Origin of the sequence: Legionella geestiana (assembly GCF_004571195.1) — a bacterium.
GTDB lineage: Bacteria > Pseudomonadota > Gammaproteobacteria > Legionellales > Legionellaceae > Legionella_B > Legionella_B geestiana.
In genome coordinates, this window is record NZ_CP038271.1 from 330,014 (window position 1) to 346,452 (window position 16,439).

Genomic DNA, 16,439 nt, shown 5'->3' on the forward strand with positions numbered 1-16,439 from the left:
TGAAGCAATGCATCACGTGGAAGGGGAAGCTTCAGGATGCGCTATGTACAATAATAGCACATCCCGAAAAAATGGTTACTTGGAGGCAACCACTTCAACCTGGAGGTAAGCAGTGACATCACCGTGTACCTGCACTTCAATCGTGTAAGCACCCAATGAGTGAATAGGACCATCTGGCAGGGAAATTTCGCGACGGGCGACATCAATTGAACGAGCACGCAGTGCATCGATAATGTCAGAAGCTCCTACTGAACCGTACAGCTTTCCTTCGTCGCTGGCCATCGCAGGAATCTGGATGGTTACATCGTTAAGAACTGCGGCACGCTGCTCAGCTTTTGCAAGATCCTGGCTGGCCTTTTTCTCAAGCTCCGCACGACGCGCTTCAAAATGCTCAAGGTTTTTTACCGTTGCGAAAACGGCTTTTCCCTGAGGAATCAGGAAGTTTCTTCCGTACCCTGGTTTAACATCGACCTTGTCGCCAAGGTTACCGAGATTTCTCACTTTTTCAAGAAGTATAACCTGCATAACACATACCCTCTGTTCGGGCACTGTTTATCAATGACAGACAGCGCCACACGTTCTGGTTTACAAATCCCCGACACCCCTTAACGGTGGCTGTCGCAATATGGCAGCAGAGCCAGAAAACGGGCCAGTTTGATAGACTTGGCCAGCTGACGCTGGAAGCGGGTTTGCGTTCCGGTGATACGGCTTGGAACAATTTTGCCGGACTCGGAAATATAGTTTTTCAGCATGACGATATCTTTATAATCAATCTCGTGCGCCGCATCGCCGGTGAATCGGCAGACTTTTTTTCTTCGAAAATAAGCAGACATGGGTGTATTCCTCTCAAACGTCGCGTTTGTCTTTTTCTTTATCTTTTTTCATCAGGGCGGATTCGCCGGTAATGGCTTCTTTCTTGTTGATGATAAGATTGCGCAGAATGGCGTCATTGAACTTGAACATGTTTTTAAGTTCGTCAAGCGCTTCCTGATTACATTCAATGTTTAACAGAATATAGTGTGCCTTGTGCACATCCTGGATGGTGTACGCAAGCTGACGGCGACCCCAGTCTTCTTTACGATGGACGATACCACCATGTTTGCCGATAACGGCTTCGTACCGCTCAACCATAGCGGGAACCTGCTCGCTCTGATCGGGGTGGACAAGAAATACAATCTCATAATGACGCATGAAGTCTCCTTGTGGATACGCCTTCCAGGAAAAGTCCGGTAAGGCAAGGTTAAAACCGCACGATGATACCTGATTCACCCTTTTTGCGCAACGCATTTTTTCAATACAGCGCCACTTCAGCATTGGAGATTTGATGAGGCATTGCTTTTGCAGACCTGTTGAGCTATAACGTTCAAAAAAAAGCGTTTTTCTCTCATGAATATACTGATGCTGCCTTTTGAGGAACCCCTGACCATTACCGTGAATGGTGAGAAAGTTTCCCTCGTTGCCTTTCGCACGCTCGAACACGGAAATATCAAATTTGGCGTTGAAGCTCCACGATCGCTCAAGGTGCACCGTGAAGAAATATATCAGGCGATTCTACAGAAACAGGCAGGCGCTCCATCCCGCGACGAAGACGCGTGATATCATTCTCGCGGGCGCGCTCTCACTGTCGTTCGCCCTTTATGCATTCACCTGGAATCATGCGCACACCCATTATCCGGGGGTAAATTATTTCGTTGATGCGCCACCGCTTTTCACCCTCCTGACTGGTTTGCTGTACGCAGGGTGCAGGCTGCAGTTTGGCACACATTCTCCTGTGACCATCCGAGTACGCGAATTCTTCTTTTTTACGCTGATGCTTTGCATTATCCTTATTATGACCAACGCCGTACAGTTCACGCCTTTTAAACCGATTGACAGCGCGCTGTATGCGTTTGATGGCGCCCTTCATCTGGACGTTTCGCATTCGATGACGTGGTTGCAGAGCTATCCGATTCTGGAGCGCTGGTTGTGGTTCTGTTACAAATACCTTGCGTATGAAATTATTACCATACCTCTCCTCGTTATTCTTGCAGGACACATCGAACACTTGCGTGAATACTACTTTATGATGCTGGCCACAGCCTTTGTGGGCTTTATGATTTACTATTTTTTCCCGACAACAGCTCCAGCGAGTATACTTGATAATCCGCGCTTTACCGCACAACAGTATGCAACCGGCCTAAAGTTTTGGCAGATTCACCACTATATCCCCCCGACAACAGGCGATGGAGGCATGATTTCCCTGCCTTCCTATCACGTTATCTGGGCTTTTCTCTGCCTGCGACTGACGCGAATGTGGGCCTTGGTCTATTACCCGCTTTGGATATATACAGCATCACTGATTGCATCCTGCGTGCTGCTTGGATGGCATTATTACATTGATATTGCCGCGAGTTTTGTGATAGTGGGATTATCCCACCATGTCTGGCAAAGACGCCGAACCCCTTAGCCCACGGTTTGTGACAGAAAAAAAACGGTTGATGATGAGTCCTGCCTTTGTACCGGATAATTTAGGGCGTGTCCTCATTACTTTCATGAGTGAGCCAACTATATCGGTAACGCAAACGGGCACGCAGACGTTAACGTGAAGGTACGCGCTCTTGCGCGCATTTGAATGAACGGCAACGGCCAATCAATACGTACTCGAGATAATGCAGGTGTAAACGCTACGCAAAGCTGCAAGCGCACTGCAAAAAACAATCAAACAACCGCGCTGGCGCGACAATAACGTGAACGTCTGCGTGCCCGTTTGCGTTTCCGAAAGCCTCGCTTCAATACCCGATAGATGCAACTTTGTACGTGTCTTTTATACCTTAAAAAAATTGTCCGGCACAAAGGGGTCCTGCTACGGCACCTGACTGCTATCAGGGTCTCTTAACTGTTTAAGAGACCCTGATGTGTTTCCCGTCATTCACTGACAGTTTCAGGCTTTACAACAAGGGCTTCGCGCTGAAAACGCTCACCAAACCGTGCGGAAAGTTCAGTAAACAACGCGCTAAGGCGCTCTTCACCGCAGCTTTGAGCATAGTGCATGGGGCCACCGCGAAAAGGAGCGAAGCCAGTCGCGAAAATCATGCCGGCATCGAGCAAATCGGCATCTGCAACCACCCCTTCCCGCAGACAGGCAGTGGATTCATTGACCATGCGCAGCACCAGACGCTCAGCAATTTCACGCTGTTGCTCAGGCGTGCAGCTGGCTTTGCCACGCACAGGACGCCCATCGCGGTAGCGATAGAATCCTTCACCGGATTTGCGACCGAGTTTCCCCTGAGCGACCATTTGACGCAGCTTTGCCGGCACGGTTCCACCAAAATGACCGGTCAGATTTTCGGCAACGGCAAGGCATACATCCATTCCAACAGTATCTGCCATCTCGACAGGCCCCATCATCATCCCAAACGCCTTTGCCGCCTCATCAATCGACTCACCGCTAAAGCCTTCCTCGAGCAGCTGCATGCACTCCATAAGGTAGGGCATCAGCACACGGTTTACGAGAAAGCCGGGGCTTGATTTAACCGGCAGGGGCAAACGCCCAATCTGGTTGACAAAGGCACACGCATCATTTGCGACTGAGGTCGAAGTCTGCTGGCTGCTGACCACTTCCACCAGTTCCATGCGTGACACTGGATTGAAGAAATGAATCCCCACCAGACGCTCAGGGTGCTTCATCACCTGGTTTATCTCATCGAGTGGAATACTGGAGGTATTGGTGGCGAGAATCGCGTCCTTACGCGCAAGCGCTTCCATTTGACGCATAATGTTCTGCTTGACCTCGAGATTCTCAAACACCGCCTCAATAATGACATCTGCCTGCGCCATCCCGTGACCATTGGGATCGGGGATAAGTCTGTCCATTGCATCCTGAATGGGGCGTGGTTTTTTAAGTTTTTTACGGTAGAGCGCATGCGCCCGGGCGATGGCAGGCGCAATCCTCTCGCTGCCGGTATCCTGAAGTGTGACCCGTAAACCACGCAGTGCGCACCATGCAGCAATGTCGCCCCCCATGACTCCCGCGCCAATCACATGCACATGTTTCGCTGCAAAGCCCGTGTCTTTGGCGAAAGCCTTAAGGCGTTCTCGCAGAAAAAACACGCGAATAAGGTTCTTGACCGTATCACCTTCTGATACCAGCCGTTCAACGGAATCGGCTTCCTTCAGATAGGCACGCTCCCCCGCCCCGCCTTCTTTCTCCCATAAGTCAACCACTGCAAATGGCGCCGGATAATGTTCTTTACGGATTTTCTTAGCCACCTGAGTGCGAAAGACGCGCGCGAGAAGCGGGCGCACCCAGACGAGATTGCTCAGAGCCTCGAGGAAGCCGGGTTTATGCGGTGCGGGTTTATTCTGCACAAAACGAATGCATGCACGGCGCAACTGACGTACCGGCACAACATCATCCACAACACCCAGCTGCTTCGCGCGGGAGGCAGAGAGTGGCGCGCCGGTAAGAATGACCTGTGACAGTGCCGCAAATCCACCGATGAGACGCGGCAGGCGCACGGTTCCACCCCAGCCGGGATGGATGCCGAGCAACACCTCAGGCAGTCCAAGGCGAGTATCTCTTGCGTCACTGGCAACGCGATAGCGACAGGCGAGCGCAAGCTCAAGACCGCCCCCCATGCAAAAACCGTCAATCATTGCTACCGTAGGAATCCCGAGCGCTTCAAGCCGGGAAAATACCGCCTGTCCTTTACGAATAAAGTCAACTGCCTGCGCGGGGTTGCTGAGGCCGGCAATCGCGTTGACATCGGCTCCCGCCACAAACCCCTTAGGCTTTGCAGACCAGATTATGAGCCCTTTGGCGTCACTCATCGCGGCAATTTCCTGCAACAGGCTGTTCAGCTCATCGAGCACTTCGTCGTTAATGCTGTTCACGGAGTTTCCAGCGCGGTCCATGCCAAGCCACACGATGTTTTCCGCGTCTTTTTCCAGACGCCAGTGTTTGTAATTACTCATTATTCCTTAGCCTCCGTCACATGTTCCAGATACATGGCACCACCCTGTCCGCCACCAATACAAATTGCAGCCATGGCCTTTTCTCCCGGCTCTTTGAGTGATTGCAGCGCATGCAGCACAATCCGTGCCCCACTGGCACCAATAGGATGACCCAGTGCGATGGCGCCGCCATCGGGATTTAGGGAATCAAGCGATGGTGCGCCGGGGGCTTTATCAAGGCCGAGCTCGTTCCGGCAATAGGCATCATCTTCCCATGCGGCAAGACAGGCGAGAACCTGGGCGGCGAAGGCTTCGTTAATTTCCCAGTGTTTGACATCCGAGGGCACAAGCCCCTGTCGCTGAAGGATGGGAGTTGCAGCGTGAACCGGTCCGAGCCCCATTTGAGCGGGATCAAGTGCCGCCCATTGTGAATCCACAATGCGACCCAAAACTTTCAGGCCATATTTTTTAACAGCATCAGCGCTTGCGAGCAGCAGCATACACGCGCCGTCTGTTACCTGCGAACTGTTACCCGCCGTCACCATGCCATATTTTTTATCAAAATAGGGTTTAAGCCCTGCAAGTTTTTCCGGTGTGCTGTCGCTCCTGACGCCATCATCAGCTGCATACACGCGGCCACGGCTGTCAATCATTGGCACTACTTCCTGCATGCGACCGTCTTTGACTGCCTGCAGGACCTTCTGGTGACTACGGGCGGCAAAGGCGTCCATCTGTTCGCGTGTAATGCCGAAGCGAAACGCGAGATTTTCTGCCGTTTGTCCCATGTTGAGTCCAACGATGGGGTCGGTCAGTCCGCGCAGAAGCGCTATTACCGGCGCCAGAAACGAGGGGCGCAGTTTCAGCAGCAGTCCGGCACGTTGTCCGGCTGATTTTGCGGAAAACCAGCTTGCAAGCCAGGCGGCCATTTTCTGGTTGAAAAGCAGTGGCGCATGGCTCATGGCATCAGTGCCGCCTGCCAGAACAAGATCACAACGTCCCATTGCGATATCCTGCGCCGCATTGTCAAGCGCCTGCATGCCGGAAGCGCAATTACGCATGACCGTAAATGCCGGAACGCTGCTGCCACACCCCAGTCGCAGTGCGACAACGCGCGCTATATTCGCTTCATCGGGGCCTGGCATCGCGCACCCAAGAATGACTTCATCAAGTGCATCAGGGCTGAAGGGCTGGCGCGAGAGCAGTTCCCGTCCGGCCATAACGGCCAAATCTCCGCTCCCAAACGGCCCAACGCCGCGCGCTTTCAGGAAAGGAGTGCGGCAGCCATCGACCACATACACCCCTCTCCCCGCCAAATTTGACTTCTGCTTCATCGTTCCTCCTGAAAAGATTGCCGTGCCTCGCGGCGCTTAGCTGCACCAAAGATAGCAGTATTCTAAGGGTTTTGGAAATTACCTGCGAAATCAATTTTTTGCGAAAAAACAAATTTTACCAAAAACCCATTGACGGGCGTTTTAGAGCTGCTATAATCGCCAACCATTGAACGGAGAGATGGCCGAGTGGTCGAAGGCGCTCCCCTGCTAAGGGAGTATGGGGGAAACCCCATCGAGGGTTCGAATCCCTCTTTCTCCGCCAAGAAAACGCGCCCGTAGCTCAGTTGGATAGAGTATCTGGCTACGAACCAGGGGGTCGGAGGTTCGAATCCTTCCGGGCGCGCCATATTCCGGGTCTTTCCCAATTACGGGGGCACTCACCATTAACAACAGAGCACCCTAACACGAGTTCTGTAATTTTCAAAGTTACGAAAGCCATAAGCTCTTCTTTGTATTAACTTCATCTTTCTATGAAACCCTTCTGTAATGCCATTTGACGGGTCTTTCCCAATTACGGGGGCACTCACCATTAACAACAGAGCACCCTAACACGAGTTCTGTAATTTTCAAAGTTACGAAAGCCATAAGCTCTTCTTTGTATTAACTTCATCTTTCTATGAAACCCTTCTGTAATGCCATTTGACTTTCTAAACCGCCACATGCGTACTATCTCTTCTTTCCATTGACAAAATGTTTTACCAAGCACTGCCAATGCTTTAAATGGACTATTTTTCAGTTCATCCAGCATATTTAAAAACTGAGGGATCATTTTCTTACACCAATCTTTATTCATGGATTTGTGTAAGAGTAACGCATGAATTTGTTGCTGGAACTGATATATAGCGTTTATAGCGGGATTGTCTTGAAGGAATGCATCCCGCTTAAGTCGCCGTTGAGGAGTCAATCTATCAGGTCGTGTACGCAGTAAAGCCAATATACCCCGATTACTTTTTATTTGGCTCGATAGTTCGCGATAGGTCATCATACATTGATGTTGAAGCAAGCGAATAACATGAAATCGGTCAGCCACAATTTTTGCATTGGGAAAATGTTTTTTTACAATAGAGCGGTAAGTACTACTTAAATCCATACAAACCACCTTGACGCGTTCTTTTCCGGTAAGGGAGGCCAGATAACTGGCAAGATCAGATTCACTTCGGCCTTTCACAATATCAAACACCTTATGTTTTTTCAGGTCACACAGCGTTGTGGCAAATCCCTGTTTTCGGCTAAAGAAGTGCTCATCAATACCCAGTACAGTTGGACATGGTGTATTCATCAACTCTTTAGCCTGCTCCTGATATTGTCGATGATACCAACGCTCAATCGTAGCTTTCCCTTTATTAAATTGCTGAGCAAGGTCTTTTTGGGAAATTCCTCGCGTGTGGTTATGAAATACCGCTGCCTGTAAACGCCAGGTTGAACGCTGATGCTTATTGATGCCAGGAAACTGCTGATTTCCGTAGCGCTGGCATGTATTGCAATACAGTTTATAGGCCTTAAATCGCAAAAGGCTGCGGCGATGACCAATTAATTCATGAGCTACGGTTCGTATATAAGATGCCTTTTTACGCACTGCTTTGCTATTGCAATGGGCACAGCGAGGTAATCGTTGATACGAAATATCCAATATCAGTGGTTGATAACCACTCACTTTTTGTATGGTAAATCCAGGTAAATTTAAGATAAGATTATGCTTGGGCACTTTAATCTCCAATTTGATCGCGAAATCAATTAGTTAGTCTAGACTAACTTGATTAAAGTGCCCCCTTATTTGGGGTAGAGCCCATTTGACTTTCTAAACCGCCACATGCGTACTATCTCTTCTTTCCATTGACAAAATGTTTTACCAAGCACTGCCAATGCTTTAAATGGACTATTTTTCAGTTCATCCAGCATATTTAAAAACTGAGGGATCATTTTCTTACACCAATCTTTATTCATGGATTTGTGTAAGAGTAACGCATGAATTTGTTGCTGGAACTGATATATAGCGTTTATAGCGGGATTGTCTTGAAGGAATGCATCCCGCTTAAGTCGCCGTTGAGGAGTCAATCTATCAGGTCGTGTACGCAGTAAAGCCAATATACCCCGATTACTTTTTATTTGGCTCGATAGTTCGCGATAGGTCATCATACATTGATGTTGAAGCAAGCGAATAACATGAAATCGGTCAGCCACAATTTTTGCATTGGGAAAATGTTTTTTTACAATAGAGCGGTAAGTACTACTTAAATCCATACAAACCACCTTGACGCGTTCTTTTCCGGTAAGGGAGGCCAGATAACTGGCAAGATCAGATTCACTTCGGCCTTTCACAATATCAAACACCTTATGTTTTTTCAGGTCACACAGCGTTGTGGCAAATCCCTGTTTTCGGCTAAAGAAGTGCTCATCAATACCCAGTACAGTTGGACATGGTGTATTCATCAACTCTTTAGCCTGCTCCTGATATTGTCGATGATACCAACGCTCAATCGTAGCTTTCCCTTTATTAAATTGCTGAGCAAGGTCTTTTTGGGAAATTCCTCGCGTGTGGTTATGAAATACCGCTGCCTGTAAACGCCAGGTTGAACGCTGATGCTTATTGATGCCAGGAAACTGCTGATTTCCGTAGCGCTGGCATGTATTGCAATACAGTTTATAGGCCTTAAATCGCAAAAGGCTGCGGCGATGACCAATTAATTCATGAGCTACGGTTCGTATATAAGATGCCTTTTTACGCACTGCTTTGCTATTGCAATGGGCACAGCGAGGTAATCGTTGATACGAAATATCCAATATCAGTGGTTGATAACCACTCACTTTTTGTATGGTAAATCCAGGTAAATTTAAGATAAGATTATGCTTGGGCACTTTAATCTCCAATTTGATCGCGAAATCAATTAGTTAGTCTAGACTAACTTGATTAAAGTGCCCCCTTATTTGGGGTAGAGCCAAAATATCTCTGAGTTCAAGTGTTGCAAATGTCAGGAGCCTCGCAAACTGGTGATGATAATCAGCAAGCTGTATGTAGTAATTAGCCATATCGAGAAAATCAGATTTGATTGCCTCTATAAACGGTCTGTATAATTGCAGCGACCACAAGAATCCCTGCCATACTGACTTTGCTTCATCAGACAAACTATTCCATTTGTATAGCGGCAATAAATATTGTGCTGACCAAGCCTTATCTGTCCGAAATAAAGAAATGACATGAGCAGACAGCAACACTCTCGCAGATCTAAATTTAGCGATTTTTATATCACAGAGTTCAGTGAAAATTGATTTAACATCTTCCGGAAGACCCTGCCCATCATTGGGTTTTTGGCGGAGCCACCGATAAATCAATGCAAATGTGATATGCCCGATGGGATGATTAATAGCGTGAGAAATATAATCATCAATTTCACCATTATGATCGAAATCCAATTGCAAAATGCGCTGAGCCAGCTTCAAAAAAAAACTATCATCACCCTCAAAGGTTTTCGCTGCGACTTCTAACCATCGGCTAACGCCGTGAGACAACGATTGCAAAAAGTCATTTGGTGCTTCTACTACAACTGAAGCCATGAAACGCCACGAACAGTCAGATAGTTTTTCCTCTGCCCACGCTTGTAATGCGTCACGCCAGCGATTGACTGGCCAATTATTTGTCTTCGCAAGCTTATATAAGGCATAGGCCGTCGCTTGAAAACTCTCAGAACACCGTCTTCGCCAGTCGTCACCTTGTGATTCATCTAAAACAGGATGAGCCAACAGGTAATCCAGTACACCACGCCTTCTGCGTGGCAAAGGAGTAAAGTTCTTTGGCTGAAACAGACCCGAGCCACTGCTCATCCAACCCGGAAATTCGTCACGCTCATCTGGCGCAAGTAACCACCCATATTTCATTTCAATCTCTTTGAGCCGTCTTTCCCCTACTTCGCTAAGCGCCACGCCTGTTTGAGCCACTTTCGCAAGTCGAAGAAATACACTATGCTCTATCGCTTTATGCGAATCATCTGTACTAATATCAGTACAATGCATATCACGGGGTAGTTCAGAAAGAATAGCCTGTTCCAGCTCCGCCATCATTGTTACATCCAATTGCGGTGCCAAAAATACCAACAACCGAATAGTTTCACGTTTAGTTTCATTTGACCAAAACCACCACCTTTCATCCGACAACAGCCAATCAAGCGCTTGGCGATGCGAAATAACTCCTTCATGTGCAGCAGCAAAAAACGAAAAGCGCTTAAATACTGGATATGGTACGTGCATCCATGCCTCAGCATAAATCCGCGCCCTCTCCGGCGAGCGCTTAGCGAGCTCAATCCACGCCTCACGTGTTAATTTGATCAATATGGTCCAATCTTTATAATTGTGATATTCGTTCTGCGGATGCTCAGAGATCGATGGTTGATGCCAGTATGAATCATCCTCTTTGTCATTCACAGCACCGAGCTCACGCCTTAAATCAAATAAATCGCGTAACAACGTATTGAAATCATTCAATAATGCCGGTAGGGCCTCCTTCCATTTCATATTCTCAGACAGTTGAACAAGAGCATCATGAGCATGGTGAGTAGATGCCAATACGACATCCCAGTTTCCAAGATCATTTTTATCATCATTCCTGAGACAGGAATCACTCAATGAAAGTAATGGCGTCAATATCTTACGAAGGGATAAACGCATTCCGGTGGTTAGCCCATCACGCTCAAATTGATTGATCCAAGAATAAAGAGAAAGATCATTGTTTCCCTTTTTTGGTTTTATATGCCCGTCGATCATCAAATACCAGAGTGTTCGCATTTCTGGACGTGGGATAGCGTTAGGTGCATTCTCTCTAATACGATCAAGTTCAGTCGCATTCTTTGTGCTTATAAGTCTATCCAGCTCTCCTAGACGCTGTTTGAGCTTTTGACGAAAAAAGTCGTGTAATTGACCGCCACGATTGACCAACCGAACTAGTAGCTTAGGATCATCAAGGTGACGTATCAGCCAACGGATCAATTGGATCGTCACTACATCCAATTTGCTGCTGTGATCTCCATCATCAACAATCGCCATTCGTGGCGAAAATAAGTATTGCTGGGACAATGGTTCTAACCAATCCAGCGATGGTACAGGATCAAGCTCAGCGAATCGCTTTGCTGGCAATCCACTCGGATCATTCAACGCCCATAGCATACGCCCGATAATATTATTATGTTTTGTGCTGGTTATCGGATTAGCAATAGCACACTCGACAACAATTTGTTCTTTGCTACGCACACCATCACGGTAAGCTTTAGCCCAAACACCCAGCGTGTTGTGCAAGTGAGTATGATACTCATCCTCGCGATATAGAATTGGCGTAACGTTCTTCGCCTCCCACCCATTTTTACATTCCACCTCTTCGCCATCGGCATAGCCTCCAAAAGCGAACATTTCCAGTGGCTTCTCACCAAGCAAACCTTCGGCAGCTATTGCATCAGTCATATAACGCAATACGGGATCATTTATACTGTAACCAACAAAACAAACAGAGAAATTGCGAAATAATTCACTAACAAAACGCGCAGCCCATCGTTCAATCAAGTAAGCCCGTCCGAAGTCACCGCTGGAAAGGATCAATTGATCCAGATCACTTTCTGTTGGCTCATTGGGTAACAAGCCATGCAGATAAACTAAACCATCCCAGCGAGCTTTCGGCACGGGAAGCAGCGGAGCATTGAAACTTTTAAACGAAAGTGATTTTGATGTTTTAACCTTCTCGAATAAAAGATCAAAGTTTGTAGTGATAAGCCTAATACGACCCTCACGGTTTTCCGCCAACAATAGTAAAGCTTCATGGGTGGCTGTGGCGTCTGGTGTACTGCTGCTGGGCGTTAAAATCTCCGCGAGCGCACTGCGCACAGTTTTTCTACCATCAACAATTGCTGCTTCTAACAAGTGAATAGCGATATCAAACTGCTCATTATTTATCGCAGCTTGTTGTATAGTGTTTGGTGTGACGGTAAGGTTTTTATAGATCATATCAATTAAACCTGAAAATCCAGGCAACCCAGCTTGATATGAAATACCTGCACCACAAAAAAACACGACTCTCCCATCTTCATGCAATTGCAGAAGACTGTCTGGAACTTCAGGGCCATTCTTGACAAATTGCACTCATAGCCCCGTGTCTTTCCGGCAAGCCCGCATTTTAACCAAAGCCCATCTCTCAGTCAAAATTTTATGCCCGCATATTCACCAACTTATTAATAAATTTAACATGTCCGGTTAGCCTTGCAGCCGCATGCTCGGACAGCCTGACGGCAAAGCCGATACATGATCGCGCTGCTATCTGCTGCAGGCTTCAACCATCTGGCATCCAAAACTCGAATGGAATTAAAGTGAGTTATATCTGAATGGACATACTTAAAACGTCTGTAGGATGAGCAAACAACTTCCCCTCACAAACGACTTTTGCCCCATATTTTTCATACATATGATTCAGGTTGGGTTTCAATGTATCCAACAAAATAAGACTGCATTCAGCCTCTACTGTTAGCCGCTTGGCCTCTTCTATAATCTGCTTTGCAAATCCCAACCCCCGATAGTTTTTGTCTACATATACATACATCAGTTCTTTTGAATGAGGCAGTTCATGCTCCAGCAATGCAAACATGACTACAGGTTGATTGGCAAAGGTTCCGATATATACGTTGTGTGCCAAGGCAGCCAAAACTTCTGTACGATATTCGATGCCCTTGTTACGTATATAACCCCATTCATCTTCTGCCCATTTGGCAGCAAGGGGCAAATATTCTCTGTGCTCACTTAATCGCACAAAATCAAGTTGATGCTTTATTCCAGCGGAACTGAATAACAACATATATTTACATCCTTTATTCAAGAAGCGATGAGTGCCTCGTTGGTGAATACGAATTTGTTTCTGGCATACTCACAAATAACCAGGGACATCAATCCAACCATCGCTCCAAACATATAATACCAGGCGGGTGCAACGAAACTTCCTGACTTGTTGACCAGCCACATCATAACGAGAGGTGTAGTACCACCGAATATCGATATCCCTGTGTTAAAAGCCACGCCAAACCCGCTGTATCGATATTGATGCGGAAATACAGCTACCATATACGCATTCAATGGAGCGTATGTAATAGCTATCAAAATTGACATCATTATCATACCAGCAACAATCAACAAGAGATTTCCAGTAGATAGCAGCAAAAATACTGGCATGCTTAACATCAAAATCAGTACCATTCCAAACTGGATAATTTTCTTGTGCCCTACCCTGTCAGCCAACATTGCGACAAAAGGCTCCAGGATGGCATCAACAGTCAGCGAAACGGTGATAATCAATGTCGCTTGACTCATGGGGATTTTAAAATACATATGCAAATAGGTGGCAGCAAATACGTAGGTTCCAAATGTAATAATACTGACTAACCACGAGATCCCTGCCACACCCAGCATGGATAACGGTGATTCTTTAATTGCCGTCAGAAATGGCAGTCGTGGTTTTTCTACGGGTGATATTTTTTGATACTCGGGTGTCTCGGCAACATGTGTACGCAACCAGAAAATCAGAACCCCGGCAATTAGAGCCAAAACGAAACCAAGCCTCCAGCCCCATACAGGCATGAATGAGGCAGAAAGAAAGGAGGCTACCAGCCCCGCCAATATCAAGCCCGTACTGTAGGCCGAGCTGGTAAGGCACCCATATAGTGCCTTTTTCCCAGAGGGGGCATGCTCCACCAAAAATACTGCAGATCCCGTGAACTCCGCACTCGCAACAAATCCTTGCAATATTCGCAAAAACGTTATCGCAAGCGGCGCAAATACACCTATGGCTTGATATGAGGGCACGAGTCCAATCATCGCTGTTGGGATGGCCATTGCCAATATGCTTAATGTTAAAGCATGCTTTCTGCCGTAACGGTCAGCTATGTATCCAAAAAAGACAGCCCCCAGCGGCGAAAGTATGTATCCAACTGCAAATACAGAAAATGCTGAAAGCAACGCAGAAAACTGATCTCCAGACGGAAAATAAGTTGCCGCAATCACTGAAGCAAAGTATCCAAATATGGCGAAATCATACCACTGGAGTGCGGTTCCTGAGGTGCCTGCTACAAGTGCTTTGATTGAAGAACTAATTCTCATTTTATTTATTCAACAGTGCTGAGATTTTCACATTTACAAATTAACCACTCATCCAAAGACTTCACGTCAAAACGCTCATAAAACCTCATTACGTCTTTTTGCGCTTTGGAAATCCACCACTCTACACGGTTACAACCACTGTCTTTGGCGTTGGACATCACTTGTTTGAATAATGCGCTCCCAATCCCCAGCCCTCGATATTCTGCATCCACATAGAGGTTCTCAAGATAAACGCCATTCCCTGCATTAAAGCAAATGTTGTTACTCATGATATTGTAAAGTGCAAAACCGACAACTTGCGTGTTTGCTTTTGCAACTATCGCAAAATGGATTGGGGCCTTGCACAATAATATTTCCGACAGGTTCGACTCTGTAATCCTGAGTTTGTCTTGAATCCCGATGGTGCAGGCCAGGTTTTGAATCATTTGATATACGAGCGATATATCCTGAGGCTCTGCCATGCTAATTTCGTACATATAATAACCTTGGCAATCAGATGGGTTGATTGGACTATGAGTTCAACGAATGAAGCAACGCAAGAATGCAGGTACCAATCAGAACAACCCCTGAAACTGATAGATTAACCCACGCGACTGTACATGCTTTTTTAAGTGCGAACAAGTGTGCTTTGCTCTTTTTATCTATCTCTTGATTAATAAATGACATAGCTGATTCAGCACCATCCTGCATTGCATTTTGCAGCAAGGTCTTTGAAGCCAAAATGGCGACATTTAAAATTTGCTCAGATTTTTTGCTGGACCCATCCTCCAGGCGATGGATCCCCTCCTCAATCATGGTTCTGAAGTCTGCAAGCACATTTCGTTGAGCAGCAAGATTCTCCTGCATCAACATGTCATTCATTGTATGTAACATCAAAATCGGATCATCCCGCCCAACAAGTACCCCATGTCGCTTCGCGATTTCTTGGGTAATTTCTTGCAGCTTATCAGTCATTCAGATCACCATGGCGTTATCGAGTTGCGCAAACAATCCATCGCGGATGATTTTCAGCCGCTGCCTCGTCATGATGGACTTTTCAGGAGATTTCAGTGCCTCGATAAACGTCAGCCGCTCGCGCAGCATATCCGATAAATCCTTTCCGTAGGTTTCTTGCTTAAGCTCAGGAATCGAGATAAGTGCCGCCACCCTCTCCTTATTGTCCCGATAGACTTTCATCTGCTCAAGCCCCTTCCCCTCGAACGTAATTTGCCCCCAATACGGGTTTTGCCAGACGACAAAGCGGGTTTCTTCCGGGAACTGATTCACAAGCTGGGCAAAGCCGTTGATGGTATCCGGTAATGCCTGCCCGCCTGTGATAATGGTATGCACCACCAGGTTGTGTCCCATCTCCTGCAGGAGTGCTGGGACATCGTTGCTGATGAGATAATGGGACAGCGGGACAAATGAACTTGCACCATTATCTATTACGACATCCGTTTCGGTAGCGGCGAGCAGCTCTATCAGCTGGTCAAAATGCCGGGTATTGATTTCATCCCCGTCCATGATTTCGACACGCTTGACCTGCAATGCCTGAAACCCCTCAAAGGTTGCATTCACGGGGTCGGTATCAATGCAAAGCGGCAGTGTGTTCTTGTGTGCCATGTACTGGGCAGTCGTCACAGAAACCATGGATTTGCCGACACCACCCTTGCCTTGCAGGGTCATATGGATTGTAGCCATCAGATTAACTCCTTCAGATTAGGAACCGCGTTGAATGTAAATCCCGGGATTGCGGAGGATTGTGCGGAAGTCTTTACAGGAGTTATGACGGTTTTGTCTTTGGATTCAGGTTGCTGTGTGCTAAACGATTGGCGGACATAGGCACAGAATGTCTTGTAGCTGAAAGTAATTCGGCCTTCGTTTGTAAGCATTTGCCAAATGGCTCTGGATGACCAGCCTTTCTGAAGGGCGCTTTCAATTTCCTCGAGATACAACAGGAAATCGACCCGATGCCGGGATGCACTAAAGCCTGATTTTTGCGACGCACAGAGGGCGAGTCGTTCAGACAGGGTTTTGCTCATGTCAAACTCACTGTAACGATTTCGATCCCTCAAAACA

At 47.0% G+C, this 16,439-nt stretch carries 15 protein-coding genes, 2 tRNA genes and 2 pseudogenes; 4 read left to right on the forward strand and 15 right to left on the reverse strand.

Features of this window, described 5'->3' with window-relative positions:
* Positions 1 to 75: 75 nt before the first annotated feature.
* The 3 genes from rplI to rpsF form a co-directional block, all read right to left on the reverse strand.
* A complete protein-coding gene (rplI, locus tag E4T54_RS01405; RefSeq protein WP_028386135.1) occupies positions 76 to 525 on the reverse strand; it encodes a 50S ribosomal protein L9 in 450 nt (149 codons plus the stop codon).
* 80 nt (positions 526 to 605) lie between these two features.
* Entirely contained in the window at positions 606 to 833 is a 228-nt protein-coding gene (rpsR, locus tag E4T54_RS01410; RefSeq protein ID WP_028386134.1) for a 30S ribosomal protein S18, read from the reverse strand.
* Positions 834 to 846: 13 nt separating this feature from the next.
* Positions 847 to 1,191 (reverse strand): 30S ribosomal protein S6, encoded by a 345-nt coding sequence (gene rpsF / locus E4T54_RS01415; RefSeq protein ID WP_028386133.1) that lies wholly within the window; start codon positions 1,189 to 1,191, stop codon positions 847 to 849.
* A 195-nt stretch (positions 1,192 to 1,386) separates the two neighbouring features.
* Between rpsF and E4T54_RS01420 the strand changes: the two genes are divergently transcribed.
* Together E4T54_RS01420 and E4T54_RS01425 are read left to right on the forward strand one after the other, a co-directional pair.
* Positions 1,387 to 1,596, forward strand: a complete 210-nt coding sequence (locus E4T54_RS01420) for a carbon storage regulator (protein ID WP_081776720.1) — start codon at positions 1,387 to 1,389, stop codon at positions 1,594 to 1,596.
* Positions 1,529 to 2,446 (forward strand): phosphatase PAP2 family protein, encoded by a 918-nt coding sequence (locus tag E4T54_RS01425; RefSeq protein WP_051550847.1) that lies wholly within the window; start codon positions 1,529 to 1,531, stop codon positions 2,444 to 2,446. Before E4T54_RS01420 ends, E4T54_RS01425 begins: the two co-directional genes overlap by 68 nt.
* Positions 2,447 to 2,904: 458 nt before the next feature.
* Here the strand turns inward: E4T54_RS01425 and E4T54_RS01430 are convergent, their stop codons facing one another.
* Both E4T54_RS01430 and E4T54_RS01435 read right to left on the reverse strand, forming a co-directional pair.
* Positions 2,905 to 4,953, reverse strand: a complete 2,049-nt coding sequence (locus tag E4T54_RS01430; RefSeq protein ID WP_051550846.1) for a 3-hydroxyacyl-CoA dehydrogenase NAD-binding domain-containing protein — start codon at positions 4,951 to 4,953, stop codon at positions 2,905 to 2,907.
* Positions 4,953 to 6,263, reverse strand: coding sequence for an acetyl-CoA C-acetyltransferase (locus E4T54_RS01435; protein ID WP_028386131.1), 1,311 nt, complete (start codon positions 6,261 to 6,263; stop codon positions 4,953 to 4,955). Before E4T54_RS01435 ends, E4T54_RS01430 begins: the two co-directional genes overlap by 1 nt.
* A 172-nt stretch (positions 6,264 to 6,435) precedes the next feature.
* On the opposite strand from E4T54_RS01435, the gene E4T54_RS01440 reads away from it, so the two are divergent.
* Positions 6,436 to 6,525: transfer RNA gene (locus E4T54_RS01440), tRNA-Ser, on the forward strand.
* 7 nt (positions 6,526 to 6,532) lie between these two features.
* A tRNA-Arg gene (locus E4T54_RS01445) sits at positions 6,533 to 6,609 on the forward strand.
* 37 nt (positions 6,610 to 6,646) lie between these two features.
* On the opposite strand, the pseudogene E4T54_RS12165 reads toward E4T54_RS01445, so the two are convergent.
* The 10 genes and pseudogenes from E4T54_RS12165 to E4T54_RS01495 form a co-directional block, all read right to left on the reverse strand.
* Positions 6,647 to 6,760, reverse strand: a pseudogene (locus E4T54_RS12165) (transposase); the annotation flags it as partial.
* 32 nt (positions 6,761 to 6,792) lie between these two features.
* Positions 6,793 to 7,968 (reverse strand): ISL3 family transposase, encoded by a 1,176-nt coding sequence (locus E4T54_RS01455; protein ID WP_115152802.1) that lies wholly within the window; start codon positions 7,966 to 7,968, stop codon positions 6,793 to 6,795.
* Positions 7,969 to 8,045: 77 nt separating this feature from the next.
* Positions 8,046 to 9,119, reverse strand: a pseudogene (locus E4T54_RS01460) (ISL3 family transposase); the annotation flags it as partial.
* A gap of 33 nt (positions 9,120 to 9,152) precedes the next feature.
* Positions 9,153 to 12,380: an SIR2 family protein gene (locus E4T54_RS01465; RefSeq protein WP_051550920.1), complete on the reverse strand. Its 3,228-nt coding sequence runs from the start codon at positions 12,378 to 12,380 to the stop codon at positions 9,153 to 9,155.
* Between the two features lie 229 nt (positions 12,381 to 12,609).
* Positions 12,610 to 13,086, reverse strand: coding sequence for a GNAT family N-acetyltransferase (locus tag E4T54_RS01470; protein WP_028386536.1), 477 nt, complete (start codon positions 13,084 to 13,086; stop codon positions 12,610 to 12,612).
* 17 nt (positions 13,087 to 13,103) lie between these two features.
* The gene (locus tag E4T54_RS01475; RefSeq protein WP_028386535.1) at positions 13,104 to 14,381 is read right to left on the reverse strand and encodes an MFS transporter; all 1,278 of its coding nucleotides are present in this window, start codon (positions 14,379 to 14,381) and stop codon (positions 13,104 to 13,106) included.
* A gap of 5 nt (positions 14,382 to 14,386) precedes the next feature.
* On the reverse strand, positions 14,387 to 14,842 hold the full coding sequence (locus E4T54_RS01480; RefSeq protein WP_167755231.1) for a GNAT family N-acetyltransferase: 456 nt from the start codon (positions 14,840 to 14,842) through the stop codon (positions 14,387 to 14,389).
* Between the two features lie 49 nt (positions 14,843 to 14,891).
* Positions 14,892 to 15,335, reverse strand: coding sequence for a hypothetical protein (locus tag E4T54_RS01485; RefSeq protein ID WP_035902268.1), 444 nt, complete (start codon positions 15,333 to 15,335; stop codon positions 14,892 to 14,894).
* Positions 15,336 to 16,061 carry an ArsA-related P-loop ATPase gene (locus E4T54_RS01490; protein ID WP_028386533.1) on the reverse strand — a complete coding sequence of 242 codons (726 nt, stop codon included), beginning with the start codon at positions 16,059 to 16,061 and terminating at the stop codon, positions 15,336 to 15,338. It lies immediately after the preceding gene.
* Complete coding sequence (locus E4T54_RS01495; protein ID WP_028386532.1) at positions 16,061 to 16,402, reverse strand: TraK family protein; 342 nt, start codon at positions 16,400 to 16,402, stop codon at positions 16,061 to 16,063. Before E4T54_RS01495 ends, E4T54_RS01490 begins: the two co-directional genes overlap by 1 nt.
* Positions 16,403 to 16,439 lie beyond the last annotated feature (37 nt).